Origin of the sequence: Paraburkholderia diazotrophica (genome assembly GCF_900108945.1) — a bacterium.
In the GTDB taxonomy this organism is placed as follows: Bacteria; Pseudomonadota; Gammaproteobacteria; order Burkholderiales; family Burkholderiaceae; genus Paraburkholderia; species Paraburkholderia diazotrophica.
The window spans coordinates 167323-190274 of the sequence record NZ_FNYE01000003.1 but is presented as its reverse complement, the minus strand read 5'-3'; the positions used below and the strand labels follow the sequence as shown (position 1 = coordinate 190274).

Here is a 22952-nt window from a genome sequence, read left to right as displayed (position 1 = left end):
GCTCAACGAGGCTCGTCCTCGGCGGCCTCGTCCGCTTCGTGCGACAGGCGCGCCTTCGCGTGGCGCATCTTCTCCAGCGTATGCGGTTCGAGCCGCAATGCGACGCCGATCGCGAGCGCATCCATCACGCACAGATGCACGAGCCGCGACACGCCCGGCGTATTCGGATCGACGGGACTCGGCACGCGCAGCAGCAACGGAATATCGACCATCCACGCGAGTCGCGAGCCAACGTTAGTCAATGCAATCGTCGTCGCGCCGCGCTCCTTCGCGATCTGCATGCTTTCGTTCACTTCGACGCTGCGCCCCGAATGCGAGATCGCGAACGCGACGTCGCCGGGTTCGAGCAGGCCCGCGTACAGGCGCTGCAAATGCCCATCCGTAAATGCGCTCGCGGCGATGTCGAGGCGCAGGAAACGCAACGCCGCGTCCTGCGCGACGAGTCCCGAGCCCGAGCCGACGCCGAAGAAATACACGCGGCGCGCACTCGCCAGCGCGGCCATCGCGGCGTTCACCGCGACGGGGTCGATCGCACTGCGCGCCTGCATGATGCCTTCGACGGCCGCCTCGCCGACCTTTTGAATCAGCGCCTGCGTGTCGTCGTCGCGCGCGACGGCCTGCGACGCATACGGCATCCCGCCCGCGACGCTTTGCGCAAGCTGCATCTTGAAGTCGCGCAGGCCGTGCGCGCCGACGGCACGGCAAAAGCGCGTGACGGAAGGCTCGGAGACGTCCGCGCGCTGCGCAAGCTCGGTGATGCTCGCGCGCATCGCGAAGTCGACATCCGACAGCACCATGTCGGCGACCTTGCGCTCGGCGGGCCGCAGCGATTCGAGCGCGCTGCGGATATGAGGAATCAGGTTCGGTGCGGACACCCGTGCGTTCCTTTGGGTTGAAGGTGAATCAACGGCATGTCGTCGCGTCGCTGTGTCGTGCCGTACCGTGCCGTCAGCCGAGTCTGCGTCCGCTCTCCGTGTCGAACAGATGCATGTGCTGCCCGGGAAAGCGCACCGTCACGCGCTGGCCCGGCTCGATCGACGCGCGCTGGCGCATCGTCACGCACCACGACGCGCCGCCGATCTTGCCGTACAGATGCGTTTCCGCGCCCGTCGGCTCGATCACTTCGACGTCCATCGGAATGCCCTCGTTCGATGCTTCGATATGCTCGGGCCGCACGCCGAGCGTGACCTTCGCGCCGGGCTTCGCGATCGTGCCGTTCACGCCGTTCGCGCCCTGCAGCGGAATCTGCGCGCCGTCGCCGAGCTGCAACGCGACTCCGTTCGCCGTGCTCACCACTTCGCCCGCCGCGAAGTTCATCGAAGGCGAGCCGAGAAAGCTCGCGACGAACAGGTTCGCCGGCCGATCGTACAGTTCCAGCGGGCGCCCGATCTGCTCGATGCGTCCCGCGTTCATCACGACGATGCGATCGGCCATCGTCATCGCTTCGATCTGATCGTGCGTGACGTAGATCACCGTGTTCTTCAACCGCTGATGCAGCGCCTTGATCTCGGTGCGCATCTGCACACGGAGCTTCGCGTCGAGGTTCGACAGCGGCTCGTCGAACAGGAACAGCGACGGCTCGCGCACCACCGCGCGCCCCATCGCGACGCGCTGACGCTGGCCGCCCGACAGCGCGCGCGGCAAGCGGTCCAGATAGCCGCTGAGGTTCAGCATCTTCGCGGCCGCCTCGATGCGCGGCCTGAAGCTCGTCGACGCTTCCTTGCGGATGCGCGGACCGAACGCGATGTTGTCGTACACGGACAGGTGCGGATACAGCGCGTAGCTCTGGAACACCATCGAGATATTGCGCTGCTGCGGCGGCAAACCATTCGCGCGCGTGCCGCCGATCGTCAGTTCGCCGCCGCTGATTTCTTCGAGGCCCGCGACCATTCGCATCAACGTGCTCTTGCCGCAACCCGACGGGCCGACCAGCACGACGAACTCGCCGTCGTCGATGTGCAGGTCGATGCCGTGCACGACCTGCGTGTCGCCGTAACGCTTGTAGATGCCGCTCAGTTGCACTGCTGCCATGCTGTCCTCATCGTCGTCGTGCGCGGCGTTGCATGTCGCCGCGTTGCGGTTGTGCGGTCACGTTGCCTGTTCGAAGTCGTTAAAGGCATTAAGGGCGTTAATCGCGCTATAGCGATTCGAGCGTCAGCTCCTCGGCCATCAGACGATTGCCCGCCATCAGGCCGCCATCGACGGGCAGCGCGACGCCCGTGATCACGCGCGCCATCGGCGACGCGAGAAAAAGCACGGCATCGGCGATGTCGTCGGGCGTCGCGAAGTCGCGCAGCGGATACCACTTCTTCAAGTTCTCGAAGACCTGCGGGTTCTTGTCGACGCGCGCCTGCCACGCCTTCGTCTTCACGGTGCCCGGACACACGATGTTCGCGCGGATGCCATAACGCCCGAGTTCGATCGCGAGCGACTTCGTATAGCTGATGAGCCCCGCCTTTGCCGCGCTGTACGCGGGATGGCCGAGCGCCGCCATGCCGTTCACCGAGCCGATCAGCACGATCGACCCGCGCTGCCGTTCGATCATCGACGCGCGCACCGCTTCGACCGTGTGATACGTGCCGTTCAGGTTCAGATGGACGTCGCGCTGCCAGCTTGCGGCGTCCGTCTTTGCGAGCGTCAGCCCGTCCGCTGCGCCCGCGTTCGCGACGAGCACGTCGACGGGACCGCGCACGGCCACCGCTTGTGCCACGCGCTCGCGCACCGCATCGGAATCGCCGAGATCGACGGCGACGGGCGTCACGTTGCCGGCGCCCAGACTGGAAGCAAGTTCGTTCAGCGCGGCTGTGTCGATGTCCAGCGCGAGCACCGTCGCGCCGTCTTCAACGAAACGCCGGCACAACACGCTGCCGATTCCCCCGCACGCTCCTGTGACCAGCACGACACGCTTCATGTCCGTCCTCTCCGCGTTCGCGAACGGCCCGCGCTCCAAGCGCGAGACCGTCAATCGCCGTGTAAATTTCCTACATAGTGCGCATTTTCGGGGCTCGGGAATGATGTGTTCGCTACATACATCGTCAAACCCGCACCGCACAAAAAGCCCATCTTTTACGGCATCTTATGCAAAAAACCCGACGACAAAAAATATCGTCAGCCCTACGTGACAACATTTTTTTTCGTGTGTAGGATTTTTTCAAACAATCAACCCAAGCAGCCGGCTACGGCGGCGGACCATCCCAGGAGAGACGAAATGTCGTTGCATGCACGTGCTTCCCTTACGCTCGGCAAAGTCGCCGCAGCGCTCGCGTTTGCAGGTCTTGCCCTATCGGCGCACGCCGAGACGGTGCGTGTGACGGTCGCGCACTACAGCGACGCGACGGCCCCGTACTTCGAGAAAATGGCCCGCCAGTTCGAGAAGGCCAACCCCGGCACCACGATCAAGATCGAGGACGTGAACTGGGACACGCTGCAACAGAAGCTGCAAACGGATATCTCGGGCAACGCCAACGCCGATCTCGCGATCGTCGGCACGCGCTGGCTGCTCGACTTCGTGAAGGACGACGTGGCCGAGCCGCTCGACGGTTACATGGACGCGAACTTCAAAGGCCGTTTCATCAGCCCGTTCCTCGCGCCCGGCCAGATCAACGGCAAGACATACGGCCTGCCGATCGCCGCTTCGGCGCGCGCGCTTTACTACAACAAGGATCTGCTCGCGAGCGTCGGCTATCCGAATGGCCCGAAGACGTGGAACGACGTGATCGACGCATCGAAGAAGCTGAAGGCGAAGGGCGTCGCCGGTTTCGGCCTGCAGGGCAAGGAAATCGAAACCGACGTGTACTACTACTATGCGCTGTGGACCAACGGCGGCGACGTGCTGAACAAGCAAGGCAAGGCCGGCTTCGATTCGCCCGCGGGCATCAAGGCGGCGACGCTGTACAAGTCGATGATCGACCAGGGGCTGACTCAGCCGGGCGTGACGGGCTACAGCCGGGAGGACGTGCAGAATCTGTTCAAGCAGGGCCGCGTCGCGATGGTGATCTCCGCGCCGTTCCTCGCGAAGCAGATCAAGAAAGAAGCGCCGAATCTGAAGTACGGCATCGACCCAGTTCCCGTCGGCACGAACGGCGCAACGTATGCCGTCACCGATTCGATCGTGATGTTCAAGAACTCGAAGGTGAAGAAGGACGCGTGGAAGTTCCTCGACTATCTGTTCACGAAGGAACCGCGCGTCGAGTTCACGAGCACGGAAGGCTTCCTGCCGACGACGAAGGCGGAAGCCGCCGACCCCGCGTTCAACGATGCCGACACGAAGGCGTTCATCGCACTGTTGCCGCAAGCGCGCTTCGCGCCGACGGTGACGGGCTGGGAAGACACCGCGAAGGCCGTGACGAACGCGATGCAGGCCGTGTATCTCGGCAAGGCGAAGCCCGACGATGCGCTGAAACAGGCGGCCAACCAGGCGAACCAGGCGCTCGGCCACTAACGCGCGCTTGAGCCGTCGTTGAAGATTGGCTATTAGCGTAGTACGGAAGCCGCATCGGCTCGATGTCGATGCGGCTTCAAGTTCGATGAGCGCGCGCTGCGCCTTGTTCATGCGAAGCGTGCGCCGTATTGCATCCGGCCCATTCCGTCCCGAGGGCTTCATGAGTTCCAACGCCCAAGCAACTGTCGATCGAGCGCGCATGAGCCGTTCCATTGCGCCGCGTGCCGCCGCGCCATGGTGGCTGATCGCGCCGAGCCTGATCCTCGCGCTGTTCATCATCAGCTATCCGATCTTCAACATCGTGTACCAGTCGCTGCACGATGTGTCGCGCTTCGGTGCGATTCGCGATTTCACCGGCCTGAAGAACTTCTATACCGTCTTCGCCGATCCCGTGTTTCTCGATTCGCTGCGCCGGACGATCGTGTGGACGGCTTGCGTGGTCGGCGGCACGGTCATCATTTCCGTGCCCGTCGCGCTCGTGCTGAATCAGGACTTTCATGGCCGCGGCATCGCGCGCACGATCGTGATGCTGCCGTGGTCCGTCTCACTGACGATGACGGCCGTCGTCTGGCGCTGGGCCTTCAACGACGACTACGGGATGGTCAACGTCACGTTGCAGCGCCTCGGGATGATCGGCGGGCCGATTCACTGGCTCGCGACGCCCGAGCTCGCGTTCCCGGTCGAGATCGCCGTCGGCATTCTCGTATCGATTCCGTTCACGGTGACGATCCTGCTCGGCGGTCTTTCGTCCGTGCCCGGCGATATCTACGAAGCCGCGCGCATCGACGGCGCAAGCGCGTGGCAGCAGTTCCGCCAGTTGACGCTGCCGTTGCTGCGGCCGTTCGTGAACATGGCGATCCTGCTCAACGTGATCTACGTGTTCAACTCGTTTCCGATCATCTGGGTGATGACGCAAGGCGGCCCCGACAACGGCACGCATATTCTCGTCACGTATCTGTATGAACTCGGCTTCCGGCTCGGGCGGCCCGGACAGGCGGCCGCCGTGTCGCTGATCATGCTCGTGATGCTGTTCGTGTTCTCGGTGCTGTACCTGCGCATTCAGCCGTCGAAGGAAGGAGAGCCCGCATGAACGCGAAGATGAAGCGCACTGTGTGGTGCTGGCTCGCGCTGTCGCCGCTCATCGTGATCGTGCTGTTTCCGTTCGCCGTGATGCTGTTCACCGCGTTGAAGCCCGCGCAGGAAGTGTTCATCTATCCGGCGCGCTGGTTCCCGGTGCATTGGCAATGGCAGAACTTCGTCGATATGTGGACGGCCGCGAACTTCGGCGTCGCATTGCGCAACAGCTGCGTGATCAGCCTGCTGTCGACGGCGCTCGCGCTGGCCGTCAGCCTGCCTGCCGCCTATGCGCTCGCGCGCTTTCCGTTTCGCGGGCGCGGGCTCTATCGACAGTTTCTGCTCGTCACGCAGATGCTCTCGCCGATTCTGCTGGTGGTCGGCCTGTTCCGTCTCGCCGCGATGATTCCGTATGGCGACGGCAATCTCGTCGACTCGAAGATCGGCGTGATCGTCTCGTATGCGGCGTTCAATATCGCGTTCGCCGTGTGGATGCTGTCGTCGTATTTCCAGACCGTGCCGCGCGATCTCGAAGAGTCGGCGTGGCTCGAAGGATGCAGCCGCTCGCGCGCCGTGTTCAAGGTGTTCTTGCCGCTTGCCGTGCCCGCGATCGTCGTGACGGCGATCTTCACGTTTATCAATGCGTGGAACGAGTTTGCCGTCGTCTATACGCTGATCCGCTCGCCGGAGAACAAGACGCTCACCGTGCAAGTCACCGATATGGTGGCGGGCAAGTACGTCGTCGAATGGCATCTGGTGATGGCCGCGACGCTGTGCGCGACATTGCCCGTGTCCGTCGTGTTCGCCTGGCTGCAGCGTTATCTCATGAAGGGGCTCGCGCTCGGCGCGGTGAAGTAGCGCGCGTTGTCGATTCGTTGCGCGAGGGTCGTCGCGGGTCGGGCTGCGGTTATGGTCCGCATCGTCGTTGTGAGGACGAAGCTGCCGCCGTTGTGCTGCGTCAGCCAGCGGCGCTTCGTCCGGTTCGTGGGGGTGCGCGCGTTGCGCTAGCGTCCTCTGTACGTCAGTGTCGCCGGGTCGCTGCGCTTGAAGATCAGGAACCACGGAGAAACGAGCGGCCCGCCCGCGCTATTTGCCGCGACGATGACGTCACAGTGCTTCGTCTCCGTGTCGCAGCGACGAAGCTGCCCCGTCGTCTCGGCCGCATTGCCTGCGATGGGAATGAACAGCTTTCCATCCGGCCCAAAGAGAATGGCCTGGGCAAACGCTCTCGGCGCGCCTGTCTCCCACAGCGGCAGCGAATCGCGAAGCTGGCCCGTTCGTCCGTCCAGCTTCAGAATCCTGTCCACATCGTTCGCGTTGCTGTTGTCCCGGAAGCTCGTGATCCAGAGATCGCCGTGGTCGTCGAATACGAGTCCCTCGGGACGGTGAAAATCGGGCACGGTGTTGCTGGACGCGAACACGTCGATGAACTTCCTCGAGTGCGGATCGAAGCGCAGCACATAGGCGATGAGCGCGTCGGCAGGGTCTGTCGAGAGAGGACAGCCTCTCGCGGCGACATACAACAGGCCATCGGGACCGAAGACCACGCCGCGCGGATAGAAAGCGGGCTTGAAGCCGCGCCGGTCGAGATTGCCGAGGAACGCGCCTGCATCGTTGTATTCGTTCACGTTGCCTTCGTTGGCGCAGTCGTCGCCCCGAAGACCGAGGTCAGCGACGTAAAAGCGGTCGCCCGGATCGCCGCGAACGACTCCCTGTGGAGCAAAGCCAGCACCCCGGTCGGTCGAAGAAACGAGCTTGCCGAGGAACATGCCCGTGTTGCTGTCGAAGCGCAAAACGTCGCCAGCCACTGAGCCGAAGTCCTGATTGACCACGATCAGTTGCCCATCGGTGAAGATCATGCCCATCGGGCCATTCAGGCCTGCCGTCCCCGGCTGCACGAATGTTCCTCGTGACACGCCCGTCGCTGCATCGAAGCGTTTGACCGTGTTGTCGCCGGTATCGCCGACGTAGATGTCATCGGCTCTGGCAATCTGACCGCCCAGCAGGGTGCCGATCACGAGAGCAGCGCCGACAAACAGCGAACGTCGTGCTTTGGTGATGGCCGAGCTGCGTCTTGTGCGCTGACCGTAGCGCGAAAATAACGGAGTACCTGTGTTCATCGCCTGCCTCCATGGGGTTATGCATCGTTGGTGTTGCCCTGTGTGTCCTTGCACGGATGAGCCGCGTGTTCATGACTCATGCACGTGACTTATGCGCACGACTCACGCGGCCCGTGCGCATTACGACGTCGTGCGCATCTACCGCCTGTCGATAAGCCGGCTTTGCTCAAGCCGCGCGTTGCACGCGGCCTTCGCTCAGCTGGTCTTGATTGGGACTTCGCGGCCGAAGGGTCGAAGTGGCGACGACACTCGAAGGACGACACACGAGCATCTGGAGCGAAGGCTGTTGTTCATGGCAGCTCCTTTCGAAGAATCGCCGACAGGCAAAGCGGGCCCTCCGCGCACCTGGACGGATCGATTGACATGCACGCCGGGAAATCGAAGCCGGCAAAACAGGACGGTCTTTCTTTTGGTGATCGTTGTCCGCCTGGCATCCGGCTGGCGCCGGATAGGAGTTACGCGTGTAGTGAATATCGACAACGGCCTTGGCCAGTGAGAGCCAGTCGTTCGAGTCCGTCAAAGCCGTGCGCTCGGGATAGCGCTTGTCGTGCCAGAACAGGCAAACCCTTGATCGACAGGGCATCGAAACGGCAGCGAAAGTCAGTGAGCTTTCACGCAGAAAGAATGCGGCAAGAACCATTTCAATCGTGATACGCGGTGCCTCCGAAGTACCTTCACTATTCGCCAACGTTTCGCCGGCACTGGCCATCTGGACGCTGAAACCCTTGTGGGCGTTGAGCGTGAGTACGCTTCCGCCGAACGTTGCATTCCTGAACAGCGAATACCGGCACACGGGCGCGACGACGCTGCGAGCGCACGCCGGAGCGTAAGTTTGGATCAGCGCCCGCCTGATGCATTCCTGAAACCCTCAGTCAGTTATGATCGTGCAACGCGCGCCCGTATTCGAAACAATCGCTGCGGCTGTTGTCAAAGCGGCTAAGTGCAGCGGATTGATGTCATGGGCATGCAAAACTCACGGACGACAATCCGCCGAACAATGTTCACCACGTTGACACATACGACTCGCTAACATGAGGCGTGACGCGACGGGCAAGGCGATGAGGCGATGCCATATCGGTCTGCGTCACGGCTCACAGGCTCATAGACACAAAGACGGGAGATCGATTTGACCGAGCGCCATCTTGCATTGCGTGCCGTTTCGAATCCTAAAGACCCATTCGAAAGCCTGTTTATCGACTTGGGCGAACACTCGGCCGACAAGGCGCTCCTCGCTCTGACTGATGCAATGCATGCGCAACAGCGGGACATGAATGCGTATGAGTGGATTCTGAGCGCCCTGCCCGGCGCAACGTTGAAGCCCGCTTTCGCAATCGGCACTGTCGGCGAGCTGTATCGGTCGTTCACGAGGCCGGCCGAGTTCGCGCGCTTGAACCGTCTCCACAGGTCGTAGCGAATCATGTGGGCATCGTCCGGAAGCGGCTGCCCCCGTCTGCAAAGTGGTTACCTCAAATTCATCTGAATTGGCCATTTCGCAGAGCCAGTTCAGCGCCTAATCTTGAGGTTGTCGCGCAAGCAAACGCGCTCGATCACTGAGGAAACCATCATGGAACAACGTCTCGACTTCTACAAAGCGAACCCGCACGCAATCAAGGCGATGCTCGCCCTGGAAGAACGCATCGGCAAGAGCGACCTCGAAAAATCGCTGGCCGATCTGGTGCGTCTGCGCGCTTCGCAGATCAACGGCTGCGCGTTCTGCGTCGACATGCACACCACCGACGCGCGCAAGGGCGGCGAAACCGACCGTCGTCTCGCGACGGTCGTCGTGTGGCGCGAAACGCCGTTCTTCACGGCCCGCGAGCGCGCGGCGCTCGAATGGACGGAAGCCCTCACGCTGGTGTCCGAAAACCATGTACCGGACGCGGTGTGGGAAGCAGTGAAGCCGCACTTCAGCGAGGCTGAACTGGTCGACTTGACGCTGCTGATTTCGTCGATCAACGCATGGAACCGCTTTGCGATTTCGTTCCGGAAGTTGCCGTCGTAAGCGCGCTCCAAACCGCGCATCGAGGTCGAAGAGGAAGCGGGCGATGCCCGCTTTTTTCGTGTGTCCGCAGTCTGCGTCGCCGGATCAACGGCGCTATGCTATGGCGTCCAATCAACAATCAACCATCAACAGGAAGACGCTCATGACAAGGACAACGGGAACCATGATTACTTTTCGCCGGCCCGATGGCCAGGAACTGCAAGGCTATCTCGCCACGCCCGACAATTCCGATGGCGCGCCCGCCGTGGTCGTCATCCAGGAATGGTGGGGCTTGAACGATCAGATTCGCGGCGTCGCGAATCGCCTCGCGCAATCAGGCTACCTCGCGCTGGTGCCCGATCTGTATCGCGGCAAATCGACGGTCGAAGAGGAAGAGGCGCATCATCTGATGGATGGGCTCGACTTCGGCGATGCGGCATCGCAGGACGTTGTCGGCGCGATCCAATACCTGAAGCAGCGCGCGGGCCGCGTCGGCGTGATGGGTTACTGCATGGGCGGCGCGCTGACGCTGCTTTCGCTGTGCCAGAGCCCGGATGTGTCCGCGGGCGTCGTCTTCTACGGCTACCCGCCGCTGGATTACATCGACGCTTCGAAGATCAAGGCGCCCGTGCTCGGTCATTGGGCGACGCAAGACGCGGCCTTTCCGATCGCAAACGTGGATACGCTCGAATCGAAGCTGCGCGAAGCAAAGGTCGACGTGCAGTTCCATCGTTATCTCGCGCAGCACGCGTTCGCCAACGAGACGGCTGTCGGCAGCGGACGCATCGCCATCACGCAGTACGACCCTGCGTGGTCGCAACTGGCTTGGGACAGAACGCTGACCTTCTTCGGCCGCACCCTGTGGGCGAAGTAAGCGCGAGCGATTCGCGCGACTGACATCGGGGCGCTGGTGCCTTCGCGGAACTCAGCGCCCGGCGTGGTTTGACGCAGCGCGTCGCCCGTTACAGAACGACTTTGGCGCTGCGCCGAACCACGCTGTGTTCACCGATCAGTCGTCGTAGTGACGATGCTTGTGATGGCGCTTGCCGTGGTAGCCATGATCGTCCGCATACGAGTTGGAACGCGAGACGTTGCCGCCGAGCGCCGCGCCCGCGCCGCCGCCCAAGGCTGCGCCGATGAGACCGCCTCCGCGTCCGCCCATCGCATTGCCTGCCGCCGTGCCGGCGCCGCCGCCCAGCGCGCCGCCGACGATAGCGCCCGTGCGCTCGCGGCGATTCGACGTGACGGCTCCGCCAGCGCCGCCGCCGACCGCGCCACCGATCACGGCACCCGTGCTGCCGCCGACTGCGCCGCCCAACGCCGCGCCGGCCACACCGCCAAGCGCGCCGCCAAGCGCATTGTTCATATCGCCGGCCAGCGCCGGCACCGACGTTGCAGCCGTAAGCGCTGCAATCGCGACCATCTGAATGATTCGGTTCGACATAGAAGGGTCTGTTGTTTTTGAGACGGCGCGAGTATAACCGGACATCTGAAAGGCTCTAGTAACGGCGGCCGCCCTTCCCCGTAAGAGGTGTAACAAAGTTCGCTTCGAATGTTCGCATGCCGCCGGAAGCAAGGCTGGAGCGGCTTCGGGCGGATTATTTCGCGTTCGGCACGACACTTTTCGCTGGCGCAGCGTTGCGTGACAGCGACGTGGGCTTGCACTATTTGATGGACTCCGCTAGCGCTCGAAGCGAGCGACGATCGATCGACGCCCGATCGGCATGGAGGATGCTCGACACGGCATGACGAAACGCGCGCTGCACCGGACCACTCGACACATGTATCCGGTCACGCGCCGCTACACCCACTTGATCAGGAGGGTTCGATGAATATCAGCATCATCGGTGCAGGCAACATCGGCACGGTGCTCGCGCGCCGCCTCGTCGAAAAAGGGCACGCGGTACGCATCGCCAATTCGCGCGGCGGCGCTTCGCTGCAAGCCGTCGCGCAGCAAACGGGCGCAACGGCGAGCAACGTGCCGGACATGATCGCGGACGCCGACGTGATCGTCGTGACGATCCCGCTCGCCAAAGTCCCGCAGCTGCCGAAGGGACTCTTCGACAACGCGAAGCCGTCGGCCGTCGTGATCGATACGTGCAACTACTATCCGCGTCAGCGCGACGGCAGGATCGACGGCATCGAGGCGGGCACGACCGAGAGCCGTTGGGTCGAAGAGCAGATCGGGCATCCCGTCGTCAAGGTGTTCAACAACATCTACGCCGCGCATCTCGAAGGGATGGGCAAGCCGTCGGGCGCGGCCGGACGCATCGCGTTGCCCGTCTCGGGCGACGATCCGAAGGCGAAGCAGATCGTCTTCGGACTCGTCGACGACATCGGCTTCGATGCCGTGGACACAGGCACGATCGCCGATTCATGGCGTCAGCAGCCGGGCTCTCCTGTCTATACGGCCGACCTCGACGCGCAAGGCGTAAACGATGCGCTGGCGCGCGCATCGAAGGAACGCACTGCGGAATGGAAAGGGACGCCCGCCAGTCCAGGCACCTTCGATCATCCCGCGTGATCGAACGGACGTTGCACGACTATCACGCGATCGCGTCTCTTCGCGAACATGCAGAACGGCCGCCTGCTACATGACTCGCGCCATGTAGCGACGGCTATTGCGTATAGCCGAAGCCGGGCTCGAACTGTTTCCCGACGAACGCGATATGCGCGTACATCGCTCGTTGCTCGGCATCGGGATCGCGGTCCCGCACTGCGAAGAGAATGGATTCGTGCTGGTCGAGCCGCATCGCCGATTGCCTGAACGCGTTCGCATTGTTGAGCGTCGCATCGCGTAGCCGCCTCTCACAACCGCCATCGTTTTGGGGTCGTTCATCGGACCACGAAGGGCGTTCGACCTATGCCCTTGATTTGATGACAATCGCTATCCCGAGCGGGAGCAGCCTCCGGATAAACTACGGTTCGCTAGCAGTCGCGTAACAGACGACTGATTGATCCAAGCCGCTCAACCGCGGCGAACCGCAAGATCCCCCGACCATCAAACGAAAGGAGAGACCTCATGCCTGGACTTGAGCGAGGCCGCGCGGCCATGCTTGTCGACTCTGTCTGGCGCATGGTACTTCGCTTCGGATTTCCGCTCGCTCGCGCGTGGTGGCACCTGCGACGGCCTCGCCATGAGGGCGCGCTAGTAGCGATCTACGTCGGGCAGGCGCTGTTGCTGGTGAAGTCATCGTACCGGGCCGAGTGGAGTTTTCCCGGCGGCAGTATCAGGGCCGGTGAGACGCCTGATGCAGCGGCGCAGCGCGAAATGGAGGAGGAGATTGGTTTCTCATCGTCCCCACTACTCCCCGCAGGCAGCGTCTGCGGCACTTGGGACGGTCGAAGAGACCGGGTGCATTTCTTTGAACTGCACCTCGATCGCATACCCGAGTTGCGCCTTGATAATCGTGAGATTATCAAGGCGCATCTGGCATCGCCGGAGGAATTGCAGGGCATCGCGCTGACAGGGGCGGTTGCTGCGTATCTCCGCGGTGATCTCTCCCGCTAGCTGAGCCCTTTTCCTTGGGACATCTTGACGGGTTCTGGTAAAACGCGGCCGCCGCCCGCAGCGGTCGCATATCGTGTCGTGCATTCCTACGGATCAACGGTATCTGACCGCTCCTCCGCCGCCGCGCCATTTTACTTGACATCTAAACTATCAAAACCTAAAGTAAAGGCGAGCACTCCAGTTGGGGAACCAGCATGCGTATCGTCTGTATTGGCGGCGGGCCGGCCGGGCTGTATTTCGGGCTGTTGATGAAGCGGCGCCATCCGGCGCACGAAGTGATCGTCGTCGAGCGCAACCGCCCGTACGACACGTTCGGCTGGGGCGTGGTGTTTTCCGACCAGACGCTCGGCAATCTGCGCGCCGCCGACGCGAAAAGCGCCGACATGATCCTCGACGCGTTCAATCACTGGGACGACATCGAGATCAACTTTCGCGGCGCGAAGGTGCGCTCGTCGGGGCACGGCTTTTGCGGGATCGGCCGCAAGCGTCTTTTGAACATCCTGCAAGAGCGTTGCGAGGAACTCGGCGTGAAGCTGGTCTTCGAAACGCAGGTCGTCGACGACGACGATTACGACGCCGACCTCATCATCGCGAGCGACGGCCTGAATAGCGCGATGCGCCAGAAGTACGCATCGACGTATCAGCCCGACATCGACATGCGCAACTGCCGCTTCGTGTGGCTCGGCACGAAAAAGCTCTTCGACGCCTTTACGTTCGCGTTCGAACAGACCGAATGGGGCTGGTTCCAGGCCCACGCATATCGCTTCGACGATCAAACGTCGACGTTCATCGTCGAAACGCCCGAGCGCGTGTGGCGCGCCGCCGGCCTCGACGAAATGAGCAAGGAAGACAGCATCGCGTTCTGCGAGCGGCTGTTCGCGAAGTATCTCGACGGCCAACCGCTGATGTCGAACGCGAGCCATCTGCGCGGCTCGTCGCAATGGATCCGCTTTCCGCGCGTCGTCAATCGCGAATGGGTGCACTGGAAAACACGCGCCGACAACAAGCAAGTGCCCGTCGTGCTGATGGGCGACGCCGCGCATACCGCGCACTTCTCGATCGGCTCCGGCACCAAGCTCGCGCTCGAAGACGCGATCGAACTCGCGAACAGCATCGATGCGCATCCGCACGATCTCGCCGCAGCGCTCGCGCATTACACGCAAGTGCGCAGCGTCGGCGTGTTGCGCATCCAGAATGCGGCGCGCAATTCGACGGAATGGTTCGAGCACGTCGACCGTTACGCGTCCTTCGAGCCCGAGCAGTTCGCGTATTCGCTGCTCACGCGTTCGCAGCGCATCTCGCACGAGAACCTGCGCGAACGCGATGCCGGCTACCTCTCGTCATTCGAAAACTGGCTCGCGGAGCGCGCGGGCATCGAACGCGATCGGCAAAGGCATTCCATCCCGCCGATGTTCACGCCGTTCAAGCTGCGCGGCGTGACGCTGAAGAACCGCGTCGTCGTCTCGCCGATGGCGCAGTATTCGGCCGTCGACGGCGTGGCGGGCGATTATCACCTGATGCATCTCGGCGCGCGCGCAATGGGCGGCGCAGCGCTCGTGATGACGGAAATGACCTGTGTGTCGCCGGCGGCGCGCATCACGCCCGGATGTCCCGGCATGTACGCGCCCGAGCATCTCGCCGCGTGGCGTCGCATCGTGCAGTTCGTGCATGCGCAAACCGACGCGAAGATCGGCATGCAACTCGGCCATGCGGGCGCAAAGGCTTCGACGCGCGTCAGTTGGGAAGGCATCGATCAGCCCTTGCCCGACGGCAACTGGCCTTTGGTGTCGGCGTCGCCGCAGCAGTATCTGCGCGGCGTCAGCCAATGGTCGCGCGAAGCGACGCATGACGAGCTGCGCGACATCGAAGCGCAATTCGTCCGCGCGACGCACATGGCTGCTGAGGCGGGCTTCGACTGGCTCGAACTGCACTGCGCGCACGGCTACTTTCTGTCGAGCTTTCTCTCGCCGCTCACCAACCATCGCACCGACGAATACGGCGGCTCGCTCGCGAACCGTCTGCGTTATCCGCTGCAGGTGTTCGCCGCGATGCGCGAGGTGTGGCCGCAGGACAAGCCGATGTCGGTGCGCATCTCGGCGCATGACTGGGTCGACGGCGGCACGACGCCTGACGATGCCGTCGAAATCGCGCGCGCCTTCAAGGCCGCGGGCGCCGACATGATCGACGTGTCGTCGGGTCAGGTCAGCAAGGAAGAAAAGCCCGTGTTTGGCCGCATGTTCCAGACGCCGTTCGCCGATCGCATCCGCAACGAGGCGGGCATCGCGACGATCGCAGTCGGCGCGATCTCCGAAGCCGATCACGTGAACAGCATCATCGCCGCGGGCCGCGCGGATTTGTGCGCGATCGCGCGACCGCATCTCGCGAATCCATCGTGGACCTTGAATGAAGCCGCGAAGATCGGCTACTTCGACGTGAACTGGCCGAAGCAATACACGGCGGCCAAATCGCAGCTCGAACGCAATTACGAACGCGAGCGCGCGCAGGCTGCGGAAAATGCGCGTCTGTCGCCGCTCGAACGCGCGCAACGCGCGGAAGGAGCGGTTTGATGAACACCACGCTTGCAGGCAAGCATGCCGTCGTGACGGGCGGCGGCAGCGGCATCGGCGCCGCAACTGCCGATGCGCTCGTTCGCGCGGGCGCGCGCGTCACGTTGATGGGCCGCGATGCGCAACGTCTCGCCGCGCAACGCGAAACGTTGAGCCAGCATGGCGAGGTCGCCGCATGCATCAGCGTCGACGTGTGCGATGAGAGTGCTGTAAACAAGGCATTTTCCGAAGCCGCATCGAATGCCGGTCCGATCGACGTGCTCGTCAACAACGCGGGCCAGGCCCAGGCCGCGCCCTTCGCGAACATGGACATGGCGCTCTGGCAACGCATGCTCGACGTCAACCTGACGGGCGTGTTTCTCTGCACGCGCGCCGTGTTGCCGTCGATGCTCGAACGCGGCTACGGACGCATCGTCAATGTCGCGAGCACGGCGGGACAGATCGGCTACGCGTATGTCGCCGCTTATTGCGCGGCGAAGCACGGCGTGATCGGACTCACGCGTTCGCTTGCGCTCGAAGTCGCGACGAAGGGCGTCACGGTCAACGCCGTGTGCCCCGGCTATACGGAAACGGAATTGCTGCGCGCATCGCTCGATCAGATCACCGCAAAGACGTCGCGCAGCGAACAGGAAGCGCGTGACATCCTTGTGCGCCACAACCCGCAGCGCCGCTTCGTCGAACCCGCCGAAGTCGCGAACACGGTGCTGTGGCTGTGCATGCCGGGGTCCGGATCCATCACAGCTCAATCGATTTCCGTTTCAGGCGGAGAAGTCACATGAGTCAAGCTGCAAAGAAAAAGGCCACCGACGCGGCCGAAGCGAAACCCACGCGCAAAGGCGTCGCGAAGCCCGCGGAAAACGTCGTGGACATGGAGATGAGCACGGGCGCCGATAGCCACATGGGCCTGCGTCTGTGGCTGCGCATGCTGACGACGACGAACCTCGTGCAAGCGGAGTTGCGCAAGCGCCTGCGCAACGAGTTCGACACGACGCTGCCACGCTTCGATCTGATGGCGCAGCTCGAGCGTCATCCGCAAGGGCTGAAGATGACGGAACTGTCGCGCCGTTTGATGGTGACGGGCGGCAACATCACGGGCATTACCGATCAGCTCGAAAAAGAAGGGCTCGTCGCGCGCGACACCGATCCGAACGACCGTCGCTCGACGAGCGTGCGCCTCACGCCAGAAGGCCGCGCGCTGTTCGACAAAATGGCCGTCGCGCACGAGCAATGGGTCGTCGAAATGTTCGGCGGCCTCGATCTGGACGAGAAATCGCGCACGCATCAAAAGCTCGGCAAGCTCAAGCAGCATCTGCTGAACACGATCAAGAGCCAGGAGACGTAAATGACCCGATCCGCTGCCGATGCCCTGCTGGCCGGCAATCGCACGACGCTCGCCGCCTATGACGCGAAGCACTTCGGCTGGTCCGTCAAAGCGGGCGTCGCGACCGTCACGCTCAACCGTCCCGAGCGCAAGAACCCGCTGACCTTCGAATCGTACGCGGAGTTGCGCGATCTCTTTCGACAGCTCGCCTACGCGACCGATGTAAAAGCCGTCGTGATTCACGGCGCGGGCGAGAACTTCTGTTCGGGCGGCGACGTGCACGACATCATCGGCCCGCTGATCGACCTGCCGATGCCGGAGTTGCTGCTCTTCACGCGCATGACGGGCGATCTCGTGAAAGCGATGCGGCATTGTCCACAGCCCATCATCGCGGCTATCGATGGCGTCTGCGCGGGCGCGGGCGCGATCCTCGCGATGGCCTCCGACATGCGGCTTTCCACAGCGCGCAGCAAGCTCGCGTTCCTGTTTTCGCGCGTGGGTCTCGCGGGCTGCGACATGGGCGCCTGTTCGATCCTGCCGCGCATCATCGGTCAGGGACGCGCCGCCGAACTGCTGTACACGGGCCGCTCCGCAAGCGGTGACGAAGGCTACGCGTGGGGCTTCTACAACCGCCTGTGCGCGCCGGAAGCGCTGCTCGACGAAGCGTCGAAGCTCGCCGCCGATCTCGTCGCGGGCCCGACGTTCGCGCACGGCATCACGAAGAAGATGCTGCATCAGGAATGGAGCATGAGCATCGACGAGGCGATCGAGTCCGAAGCGCAGGCACAGGCCATCTGCATGACGACCCGCGATTTCGAGCGCGCGTATCGTGCGTTCGCGGCGAAGTCGCGGCCGGTGTTCGAAGGAGACTGACCTTGAATATCAACGATCCGCACAGCGCATTGGCCTGGCCGTTTTTCGAAGCGCATCATCGTGAGCTGGCAGAAGCGATAGAGACATGGGCCACGCAGCATCTCGCACACGTGCAGCATGAAGATGCCGACGCGTCGTGCAAGCAGTTCGTGCGTGCATTGGGTGAAGCGGGCTGGCTGAAGTACGGTGTCGGCGGCACGCAATACGGCGGGCACGGCGATACGATCGACACGCGCGCCGTGTGTCTGCTGCGCGAAACGCTCGCGAAGCACGACGGTCTCGCGGACTTCGCGCTCGCGATGCAAGGTCTCGGCTCCGGCGCGATCACGCTCGCGGGCACACACGAACAGAAGATGCGCTATCTGCCGCGCGTCGCAAGGGGCGAAGCGATTGCCGCGTTCGCGTTGTCAGAGCCCGAAGCGGGATCGGACGTCGCGGCGATGTCGTTGCAGGCGCGCGCAGAAGGCGACGTCTACGTTCTCGACGGCGACAAGACGTGGATCTCGAACGGCGGCATCGCAGACTTCTATGTGGTGTTCGCGAGAACGGGCGAGGCACCGGGCGCGCGCGGCATCAGCGCGTTTATCGTCGACGCGAACACGCCGGGCCTGGAGATCGCCGAACGCATCGACGTGATCGCGCCGCATCCTCTCGCGCGTCTTCATTTCGACGGCGCGCGCGTGCCGCGCAGCCAGATGCTTGGTGCGCCCGGCGAAGGCTTCAAGATCGCGATGCGCACGCTCGATATCTTTCGCACGTCGGTTGCCGCTGCATCGTTGGGCTTTGCGCGTCGCGCGATGCAGGAAGGACTCGCGCGCGCCGCGTCGCGCAAGATGTTCGGTCAGACGCTCGGCGACTTTCAACTCACGCAAACGAAGCTCGCGCAGATGGCGTTGACGATCGACAGCAGCGCGCTGCTCGTCTATCGCGCCGCGTGGCTGCGCGATCAGGGCGAAAGCGTAACGCGCGAAGCCGCGATGGCGAAGTGGCACGCAAGCGAAGGCGCGCAACAGGTGATCGACGCCGCCGTGCAACTGTGGGGCGGCATGGGCGTGCGAAGCGGCGCGACCGTCGAGCGGCTGTATCGCGAGATTCGCGCGCTGCGCATCTATGAAGGCGCGACGGAAGTGCAGCAACTGATCGTCGGCCGCGATCTGCTGAAAGCACATGCGGCGAGCCAGCAACAGGAGCGCACGTCATGAACGCGTCGTTCGACATGCCCGTGCGCATCCGCTTCGCGCATTGCGACCCTGCGGGCATCGTCTACTTTCCGCAATATCTGGTGATGACGAACATGCTCGTTGAAGAGTGGTTCAACGAGCGTCTTGCCATCGACTACGCGCACATGATTCAGACGCGCCGCGTCGGCCTGCCGATCGTCAAGCTCGATTGCGAGTTCTCGCGGCCGAGCCGCATGGGCGAAACGATCACGCTGTCGCTTGACGTGACGCGTATCGGGCGCCGCTCGATCGGCCTCGCCATCGTTGCGCGCTGCGCGGGTGAAGTGCGCTTTCGTGCAGCACAGGTGCTCGTCACGACGTCGCTGGAAAGCGGCCAGTCGATCGACATTCCCGATGACATCGCGACAGCGCTCGCAGCGTTCGCGCCGCATGCCGTTCAATCCGAGGAGCAACGCTCATGAAAAAGAAACCGCTACTGCCTGCGGGCTGGGTGAAGCCGCGCGGCTATGCGAATGGTGTCGCGGCGAGCGGCACGCAGGTGTATATCGCCGGACAGATCGGCTGGGACGCAGAAGCGCGCATGACGAGCGATCTCTTCGCCGAGCAGGCCGCGCAAGCGCTGCGCAATGTGCTCGCCGTGTTGCGCGAAGCGGGCGGCCGGCCCGAGCATCTTGTGCGAATGACGTGGTACGTCACCGACAAGCGCGAGTATCTCGCGTCGCTCAGGGAGATCGGCCAGACGTTTCGCGAGCTGATCGGCGATTACGACATTGCGATGAGCGCAGTCCAGGTCGTCGCGCTGATCGAGGATGAAGCCAAGGTCGAAATCGAAGCGACAGCCGTGATTACCGACTAGGCCCGCTTCGCATCCGCGCAGACCAACCCGCGCCGCACGGCTTGCAACGATTAGCATGCATGGCAGAGGAGTTTCATGATGGAACCGTCAGCTCACGTCGATACCTTCGCGCGCGACCACTTGCCGCCCGAGGATCAATGGCCGCTCTTTTTGCTCGACAATCCGGACGTCGCGTATCCGGCGCGCTTCAACTGCGCGACTGAACTGCTCGATCGTGCTGTCGAAGGCGGACATCGCGACCGGCCTGCCATCTGGTCGGATGTCGACGGCAAACCGCAGACGACCACTTATGGCGAACTGCTCGCGATGGTCAATCGCAACGCGCATGTACTCGTCGATGAAATGCGCTTGCAGCCGGGCAATCGCGTGCTGCTGCGCGGCCCGAACACATTGCAGATGGCCGCCGCATTTCTCGCTGCATTGAAAGCGGGTCTCGTCGTCGTGCCGACGATGCCGTTGCTGCGCGCAAAGGAACTCAAGCAGATCATCGACAAGGCGCAGATCAGCGCGGCGCTGTGCGACACGCGGCTGACGGAAGAACTTGCGCGCTGCACGTCGCAAGGCGACGAGTTCTTTTGCGAGGGCCTTGAGCAGACGCTGGTCTTTCATGACGACGTGCCCGGATCGCTCGAAGCGCTGGCCGCGTCGAAGCCCGCTGAATTCGACGCGTGCGACACGGCCGCCGACGATGTCTGCCTGATCGCCTTCACGAGCGGCACGACGGGCGCGCCCAAGGGCTGCATGCACTTTCATCGCGACGTGCTCGCGATGTGCGACCTGTTCCCGCGTCACGTGCTCAAGCCCACCGCCGACGACGTCTTCTGCGGCACGCCGCCGCTCGCGTTCACGTTCGGTCTCGGCGGCCTCTTGTGCTTTCCGTTGCGCGCGGGCGCATCGACGGTGCTGATCGAAAAGCAGACGCCCGAAACGCTGCTGCAAAACGTCGAGCGCTTTCGCGCAACCGTGATGTTCACCGCACCGACGTTCTATCGACAGATGGCGCCGTTGATTCCGCGCTTCGACGTTTCGTCGCTGAAGAAGACCGTTTCCGCAGGCGAAGCGTTGCCCGATTCGACGCGCGCGCTATGGCGCGAAGCGAGCGGCATCGAGATGATCGACGGCATCGGCGGCACCGAGCTGATCCATATCTTCATCTCGGCGGCCGGCGGCGACGTACGGCCGCACGCGATCGGCAAGGCCGTGCCTGGCTACATCGTGCAAGCCGTCGACGACGACATGCGCCCCGTGCCCGCAGGCACGATCGGCAAGCTCGCGGTGCGCGGTCCGACGGGCTGCCGCTATCTCGCCGACGACCGCCAGCGCAAGTTCGTGCGCGACGGCTGGAACCTGCCCGGCGACTCCGTCTATATCGACGAGGACGGTTACGTGTTCTATCAGGCCCGTGCCGACGACATGATCGTGTCCGCCGGCTACAACATCTCCGGCCCCGAAGTGGAGAGCGTGCTGATGCAACACAAGGCCGTCGCCGAATGCGGCGTGATCGGCGTGCCCGATGAAACACGCGGGCAGATCGTGAAGGCGTTCATCGTGCTCAATCCGGGCTATAGCGGCGACGAAAAACTGATCGCGGAATTGCAGGAATTCGTGAAGAATACCGTTGCGCCGTACAAGTACCCGCGCGTCGTCGCCTTCATCGACGCGCTGCCTCGCACGGAAACCGGCAAGATCAAACGGTTCGCATTGCGTGCGATGTAGCGCGCCCGCATCTCGACGTTGAGACGAAGGGACGACTGAGGACGCGCGCAGTCCCCATCATCTGATCATGGAGGAGCATCCCGTGGCCGGTTCCTTTATCGAAGTCGCCGCTCGCGATGGCGGCCGTTTCAATGCATACGTTGCGCGTCCGGCGCAGGGGTCCGGTCCGGGCCTCGTGCTGCTGCAAGAGATCTTCGGCATCAACACCTATCTGAAGACGACGGCCGACCGCTACGCGGAAGAAGGCTACGTCGTGCTCGTGCCCGATCTGTTCTGGCGCATCCAGCCGAATGTCGTGCTCGGCTACGAAGGCGAGGACATGAAACGCGCGCTCGACTTTCATGCGAAGTTCGATGTCGACCGCGCAATCGACGACATCGCCGCCACCATCGATACGTTGCGCGCGCTGCCCGAGCACGCGGGCAAAGTGGGCGCGATCGGCTATTGCCTCGGCGGCAAGCTTGCGATGCTCGCGGCTGCGCGCACGGACGTCGATTGCGCGGCGAGCTATTACGGCGTCGGGCTCGAAGCGTATCTGGACGAAGCGAAGCACATTCGCTGCCCGATGGTGTTTCATTTCGCCGAAAACGATTCGTACTGTCCGCCGCCCGTGCGCGAGCAGATCATGGCCGCGCTTCGCACGCATCCGAACATCGAGCAGTATGTCTATCCGGGCTGCGATCATGCGTTCGCGTCGCCCGCGCGCCCGCAATACGACAAGCCCGCCGCGATGATGGCGTACTCGCGCACGCTCGCGCTGCTGCGCAAGGTGCTCGGCCCCGTCTACGATCTGAACACATTGTGGGAACGGCACTGCTATTTCGAGTTCGCGACGCGCGATGTCGACGCCGTCATGCCGACGATGGTCGCGCAGCCCTACGTCAATCACGTGCCGACGATGACGGGCGGCGTCGGTTATGATAATTTGAAGCGCTTCTACACGAATCACTTCGTCAATTCGAATCCGCCTGACACAAAGCTGATTCCAATTTCGCGGACCATCGGTTCCGATCGCATCGTCGACGAATTCATCTTTGCGTGCACGCATAGCTGCGAGATCGACTGGCTGCTGCCCGGTGTCGCGCCGACGGGCAAATACTTCGAGGTGCCGATGCTCGCGGTCGTCTGCTTTCGCGGCGACAAGCTGTATAACGAGCACATTTATTGGGATCAGGCTTCCGTGCTCGTGCAGGTCGGGCTGCTCGATCCGGAGGGCTTGCCCGTCGCGGGCATCGAGAGTGCACGCAAGCTGCTCGACGAAACGCTGCCGTCCAATGAGCTGATGGGCGGCAAGTGGTCGGCGTGATTTGC

21 protein-coding genes and 1 pseudogene are annotated in these 22952 nt (G+C 63.1%); 16 read left to right on the top strand and 6 right to left on the bottom strand.

Annotated features, from left to right (window positions below; genetic code table 11):
* Positions 1 to 2 precede the first annotated feature (2 nt).
* The 3 genes from BMW76_RS05620 to BMW76_RS05610 all read right to left on the bottom strand — a co-directional run bounded on the left by BMW76_RS05620 (position 3) and on the right by BMW76_RS05610 (position 2911).
* The gene (locus BMW76_RS05620; protein ID WP_090863951.1) at positions 3 to 875 is read right to left on the bottom strand and encodes a MurR/RpiR family transcriptional regulator; all 873 of its coding nucleotides are present in this window, start codon (positions 873 to 875) and stop codon (positions 3 to 5) included.
* Positions 876 to 948: 73 nt separating this feature from the next.
* Complete coding sequence (locus BMW76_RS05615; protein WP_090863949.1) at positions 949 to 2031, bottom strand: ABC transporter ATP-binding protein; 1083 nt, start codon at positions 2029 to 2031, stop codon at positions 949 to 951.
* A 106-nt stretch (positions 2032 to 2137) separates the two neighbouring features.
* Positions 2138 to 2911 (bottom strand): SDR family oxidoreductase, encoded by a 774-nt coding sequence (locus BMW76_RS05610; protein WP_090864333.1) that lies wholly within the window; start codon positions 2909 to 2911, stop codon positions 2138 to 2140.
* A 297-nt stretch (positions 2912 to 3208) separates the two neighbouring features.
* On the opposite strand from BMW76_RS05610, the gene BMW76_RS05605 reads away from it, so the two are divergent.
* From BMW76_RS05605 to BMW76_RS05595, 3 genes are all read left to right on the top strand, one after another.
* Complete coding sequence (locus BMW76_RS05605; protein ID WP_090863946.1) at positions 3209 to 4441, top strand: ABC transporter substrate-binding protein; 1233 nt, start codon at positions 3209 to 3211, stop codon at positions 4439 to 4441.
* Positions 4442 to 4640: 199 nt separating this feature from the next.
* Positions 4641 to 5531 carry a carbohydrate ABC transporter permease gene (locus BMW76_RS05600; protein WP_090863944.1) on the top strand — a complete coding sequence of 297 codons (891 nt, stop codon included), beginning with the start codon at positions 4641 to 4643 and terminating at the stop codon, positions 5529 to 5531.
* Positions 5528 to 6373, top strand: coding sequence for a carbohydrate ABC transporter permease (locus BMW76_RS05595; protein WP_090863942.1), 846 nt, complete (start codon positions 5528 to 5530; stop codon positions 6371 to 6373). Before BMW76_RS05600 ends, BMW76_RS05595 begins: the two co-directional genes overlap by 4 nt.
* Positions 6374 to 6519: 146 nt before the next feature.
* On the opposite strand, the gene BMW76_RS05590 is transcribed toward BMW76_RS05595, so the two are convergent.
* On the bottom strand, positions 6520 to 7635 hold the full coding sequence (locus BMW76_RS05590) for an NHL repeat-containing protein (protein WP_218162526.1): 1116 nt from the start codon (positions 7633 to 7635) through the stop codon (positions 6520 to 6522).
* Between the two features lie 1564 nt (positions 7636 to 9199).
* Here BMW76_RS05590 and BMW76_RS05580 point away from each other — a divergent pair.
* Both BMW76_RS05580 and BMW76_RS05575 read left to right on the top strand, forming a co-directional pair.
* Positions 9200 to 9637 (top strand): carboxymuconolactone decarboxylase family protein, encoded by a 438-nt coding sequence (locus BMW76_RS05580; protein WP_090863938.1) that lies wholly within the window; start codon positions 9200 to 9202, stop codon positions 9635 to 9637.
* A 142-nt stretch (positions 9638 to 9779) separates the two neighbouring features.
* Positions 9780 to 10490 carry a dienelactone hydrolase family protein gene (locus tag BMW76_RS05575; RefSeq protein ID WP_090864329.1) on the top strand — a complete coding sequence of 237 codons (711 nt, stop codon included), beginning with the start codon at positions 9780 to 9782 and terminating at the stop codon, positions 10488 to 10490.
* A gap of 135 nt (positions 10491 to 10625) precedes the next feature.
* Here BMW76_RS05575 and BMW76_RS05570 read toward each other — a convergent pair whose 3' ends face one another.
* Entirely contained in the window at positions 10626 to 11060 is a 435-nt protein-coding gene (locus BMW76_RS05570) for a hypothetical protein (protein ID WP_090863936.1), read from the bottom strand.
* Positions 11061 to 11444: 384 nt separating this feature from the next.
* Between BMW76_RS05570 and BMW76_RS05560 the strand changes: the two genes are divergently transcribed.
* Positions 11445 to 12140, top strand: a complete 696-nt coding sequence (locus BMW76_RS05560) for an NADPH-dependent F420 reductase (RefSeq protein ID WP_090863932.1) — start codon at positions 11445 to 11447, stop codon at positions 12138 to 12140.
* A 94-nt stretch (positions 12141 to 12234) separates the two neighbouring features.
* Here the strand turns inward: BMW76_RS05560 and BMW76_RS42420 are convergent.
* Positions 12235 to 12405, bottom strand: a pseudogene (locus tag BMW76_RS42420) (FCD domain-containing protein); the annotation flags it as partial.
* Between the two features lie 233 nt (positions 12406 to 12638).
* On the opposite strand from BMW76_RS42420, the gene BMW76_RS05555 reads away from it, so the two are divergent.
* The 10 genes from BMW76_RS05555 to BMW76_RS05510 all read left to right on the top strand — a co-directional run bounded on the left by BMW76_RS05555 (position 12639) and on the right by BMW76_RS05510 (position 22947).
* The gene (locus tag BMW76_RS05555; RefSeq protein ID WP_090863930.1) at positions 12639 to 13127 is read left to right on the top strand and encodes an NUDIX domain-containing protein; all 489 of its coding nucleotides are present in this window, start codon (positions 12639 to 12641) and stop codon (positions 13125 to 13127) included.
* Between the two features lie 194 nt (positions 13128 to 13321).
* Positions 13322 to 15694 (top strand): bifunctional salicylyl-CoA 5-hydroxylase/oxidoreductase, encoded by a 2373-nt coding sequence (locus BMW76_RS05550; RefSeq protein WP_090863928.1) that lies wholly within the window; start codon positions 13322 to 13324, stop codon positions 15692 to 15694.
* Entirely contained in the window at positions 15694 to 16473 is a 780-nt protein-coding gene (locus tag BMW76_RS05545) for an SDR family NAD(P)-dependent oxidoreductase (protein WP_090863926.1), read from the top strand. The genes BMW76_RS05550 and BMW76_RS05545 overlap by 1 nt, the downstream gene beginning before the upstream one ends.
* Positions 16470 to 17036, top strand: coding sequence for a MarR family winged helix-turn-helix transcriptional regulator (locus BMW76_RS05540; protein ID WP_090863923.1), 567 nt, complete (start codon positions 16470 to 16472; stop codon positions 17034 to 17036). The genes BMW76_RS05545 and BMW76_RS05540 overlap by 4 nt, the downstream gene beginning before the upstream one ends.
* Complete coding sequence (locus tag BMW76_RS05535) at positions 17037 to 17888, top strand: enoyl-CoA hydratase family protein (protein ID WP_090863921.1); 852 nt, start codon at positions 17037 to 17039, stop codon at positions 17886 to 17888.
* Between the two features lie 2 nt (positions 17889 to 17890).
* A complete protein-coding gene (locus BMW76_RS05530) occupies positions 17891 to 19090 on the top strand; it encodes an acyl-CoA dehydrogenase family protein (protein ID WP_090863920.1) in 1200 nt (399 codons plus the stop codon).
* The gene (locus tag BMW76_RS05525) at positions 19087 to 19530 is read left to right on the top strand and encodes an acyl-CoA thioesterase (RefSeq protein ID WP_090863918.1); all 444 of its coding nucleotides are present in this window, start codon (positions 19087 to 19089) and stop codon (positions 19528 to 19530) included. The genes BMW76_RS05530 and BMW76_RS05525 overlap by 4 nt, the downstream gene beginning before the upstream one ends.
* Positions 19527 to 19925: a RidA family protein gene (locus tag BMW76_RS05520; protein WP_090863916.1), complete on the top strand. Its 399-nt coding sequence runs from the start codon at positions 19527 to 19529 to the stop codon at positions 19923 to 19925. Before BMW76_RS05525 ends, BMW76_RS05520 begins: the two co-directional genes overlap by 4 nt.
* Before the next feature lie 78 nt (positions 19926 to 20003).
* Complete coding sequence (locus BMW76_RS05515) at positions 20004 to 21641, top strand: AMP-binding protein (RefSeq protein WP_090863913.1); 1638 nt, start codon at positions 20004 to 20006, stop codon at positions 21639 to 21641.
* 82 nt (positions 21642 to 21723) lie between these two features.
* The gene (locus tag BMW76_RS05510) at positions 21724 to 22947 is read left to right on the top strand and encodes a dienelactone hydrolase family protein (RefSeq protein WP_090864327.1); all 1224 of its coding nucleotides are present in this window, start codon (positions 21724 to 21726) and stop codon (positions 22945 to 22947) included.
* Positions 22948 to 22952 lie beyond the last annotated feature (5 nt).

Excerpts from the sequence above, each read along its gene's own strand:
- BMW76_RS05560 (WP_090863932.1), top strand. The coding sequence starts at position 11,445 with ATGAATATCAGCATCATCGGTGCAGGCAACATCGGCACGGTGCTCGCG.
- BMW76_RS05590 (WP_218162526.1), bottom strand. The coding sequence starts at position 7,635 with ATGAACACAGGTACTCCGTTATTTTCGCGCTACGGTCAGCGCACAAGA.
- BMW76_RS05540 (WP_090863923.1), top strand. The coding sequence starts at position 16,470 with ATGAGTCAAGCTGCAAAGAAAAAGGCCACCGACGCGGCCGAAGCGAAA.
- BMW76_RS05555 (WP_090863930.1), top strand. The coding sequence starts at position 12,639 with ATGCCTGGACTTGAGCGAGGCCGCGCGGCCATGCTTGTCGACTCTGTC.
- BMW76_RS05525 (WP_090863918.1), top strand. The coding sequence starts at position 19,087 with ATGAACGCGTCGTTCGACATGCCCGTGCGCATCCGCTTCGCGCATTGC.
- BMW76_RS05610 (WP_090864333.1), bottom strand. The coding sequence starts at position 2,911 with ATGAAGCGTGTCGTGCTGGTCACAGGAGCGTGCGGGGGAATCGGCAGC.
- BMW76_RS05570 (WP_090863936.1), bottom strand. The coding sequence starts at position 11,060 with ATGTCGAACCGAATCATTCAGATGGTCGCGATTGCAGCGCTTACGGCT.
- BMW76_RS05515 (WP_090863913.1), top strand. The coding sequence starts at position 20,004 with ATGGAACCGTCAGCTCACGTCGATACCTTCGCGCGCGACCACTTGCCG.
- BMW76_RS05545 (WP_090863926.1), top strand. The coding sequence starts at position 15,694 with ATGAACACCACGCTTGCAGGCAAGCATGCCGTCGTGACGGGCGGCGGC.
- BMW76_RS05575 (WP_090864329.1), top strand. The coding sequence starts at position 9,780 with ATGACAAGGACAACGGGAACCATGATTACTTTTCGCCGGCCCGATGGC.
- BMW76_RS05520 (WP_090863916.1), top strand. The coding sequence starts at position 19,527 with ATGAAAAAGAAACCGCTACTGCCTGCGGGCTGGGTGAAGCCGCGCGGC.
- BMW76_RS05580 (WP_090863938.1), top strand. The coding sequence starts at position 9,200 with ATGGAACAACGTCTCGACTTCTACAAAGCGAACCCGCACGCAATCAAG.
- BMW76_RS05615 (WP_090863949.1), bottom strand. The coding sequence starts at position 2,031 with ATGGCAGCAGTGCAACTGAGCGGCATCTACAAGCGTTACGGCGACACG.
- BMW76_RS05550 (WP_090863928.1), top strand. The coding sequence starts at position 13,322 with ATGCGTATCGTCTGTATTGGCGGCGGGCCGGCCGGGCTGTATTTCGGG.
- BMW76_RS05600 (WP_090863944.1), top strand. The coding sequence starts at position 4,641 with ATGAGCCGTTCCATTGCGCCGCGTGCCGCCGCGCCATGGTGGCTGATC.
- BMW76_RS05605 (WP_090863946.1), top strand. The coding sequence starts at position 3,209 with ATGTCGTTGCATGCACGTGCTTCCCTTACGCTCGGCAAAGTCGCCGCA.
- BMW76_RS05595 (WP_090863942.1), top strand. The coding sequence starts at position 5,528 with ATGAACGCGAAGATGAAGCGCACTGTGTGGTGCTGGCTCGCGCTGTCG.
- BMW76_RS05535 (WP_090863921.1), top strand. The coding sequence starts at position 17,037 with ATGACCCGATCCGCTGCCGATGCCCTGCTGGCCGGCAATCGCACGACG.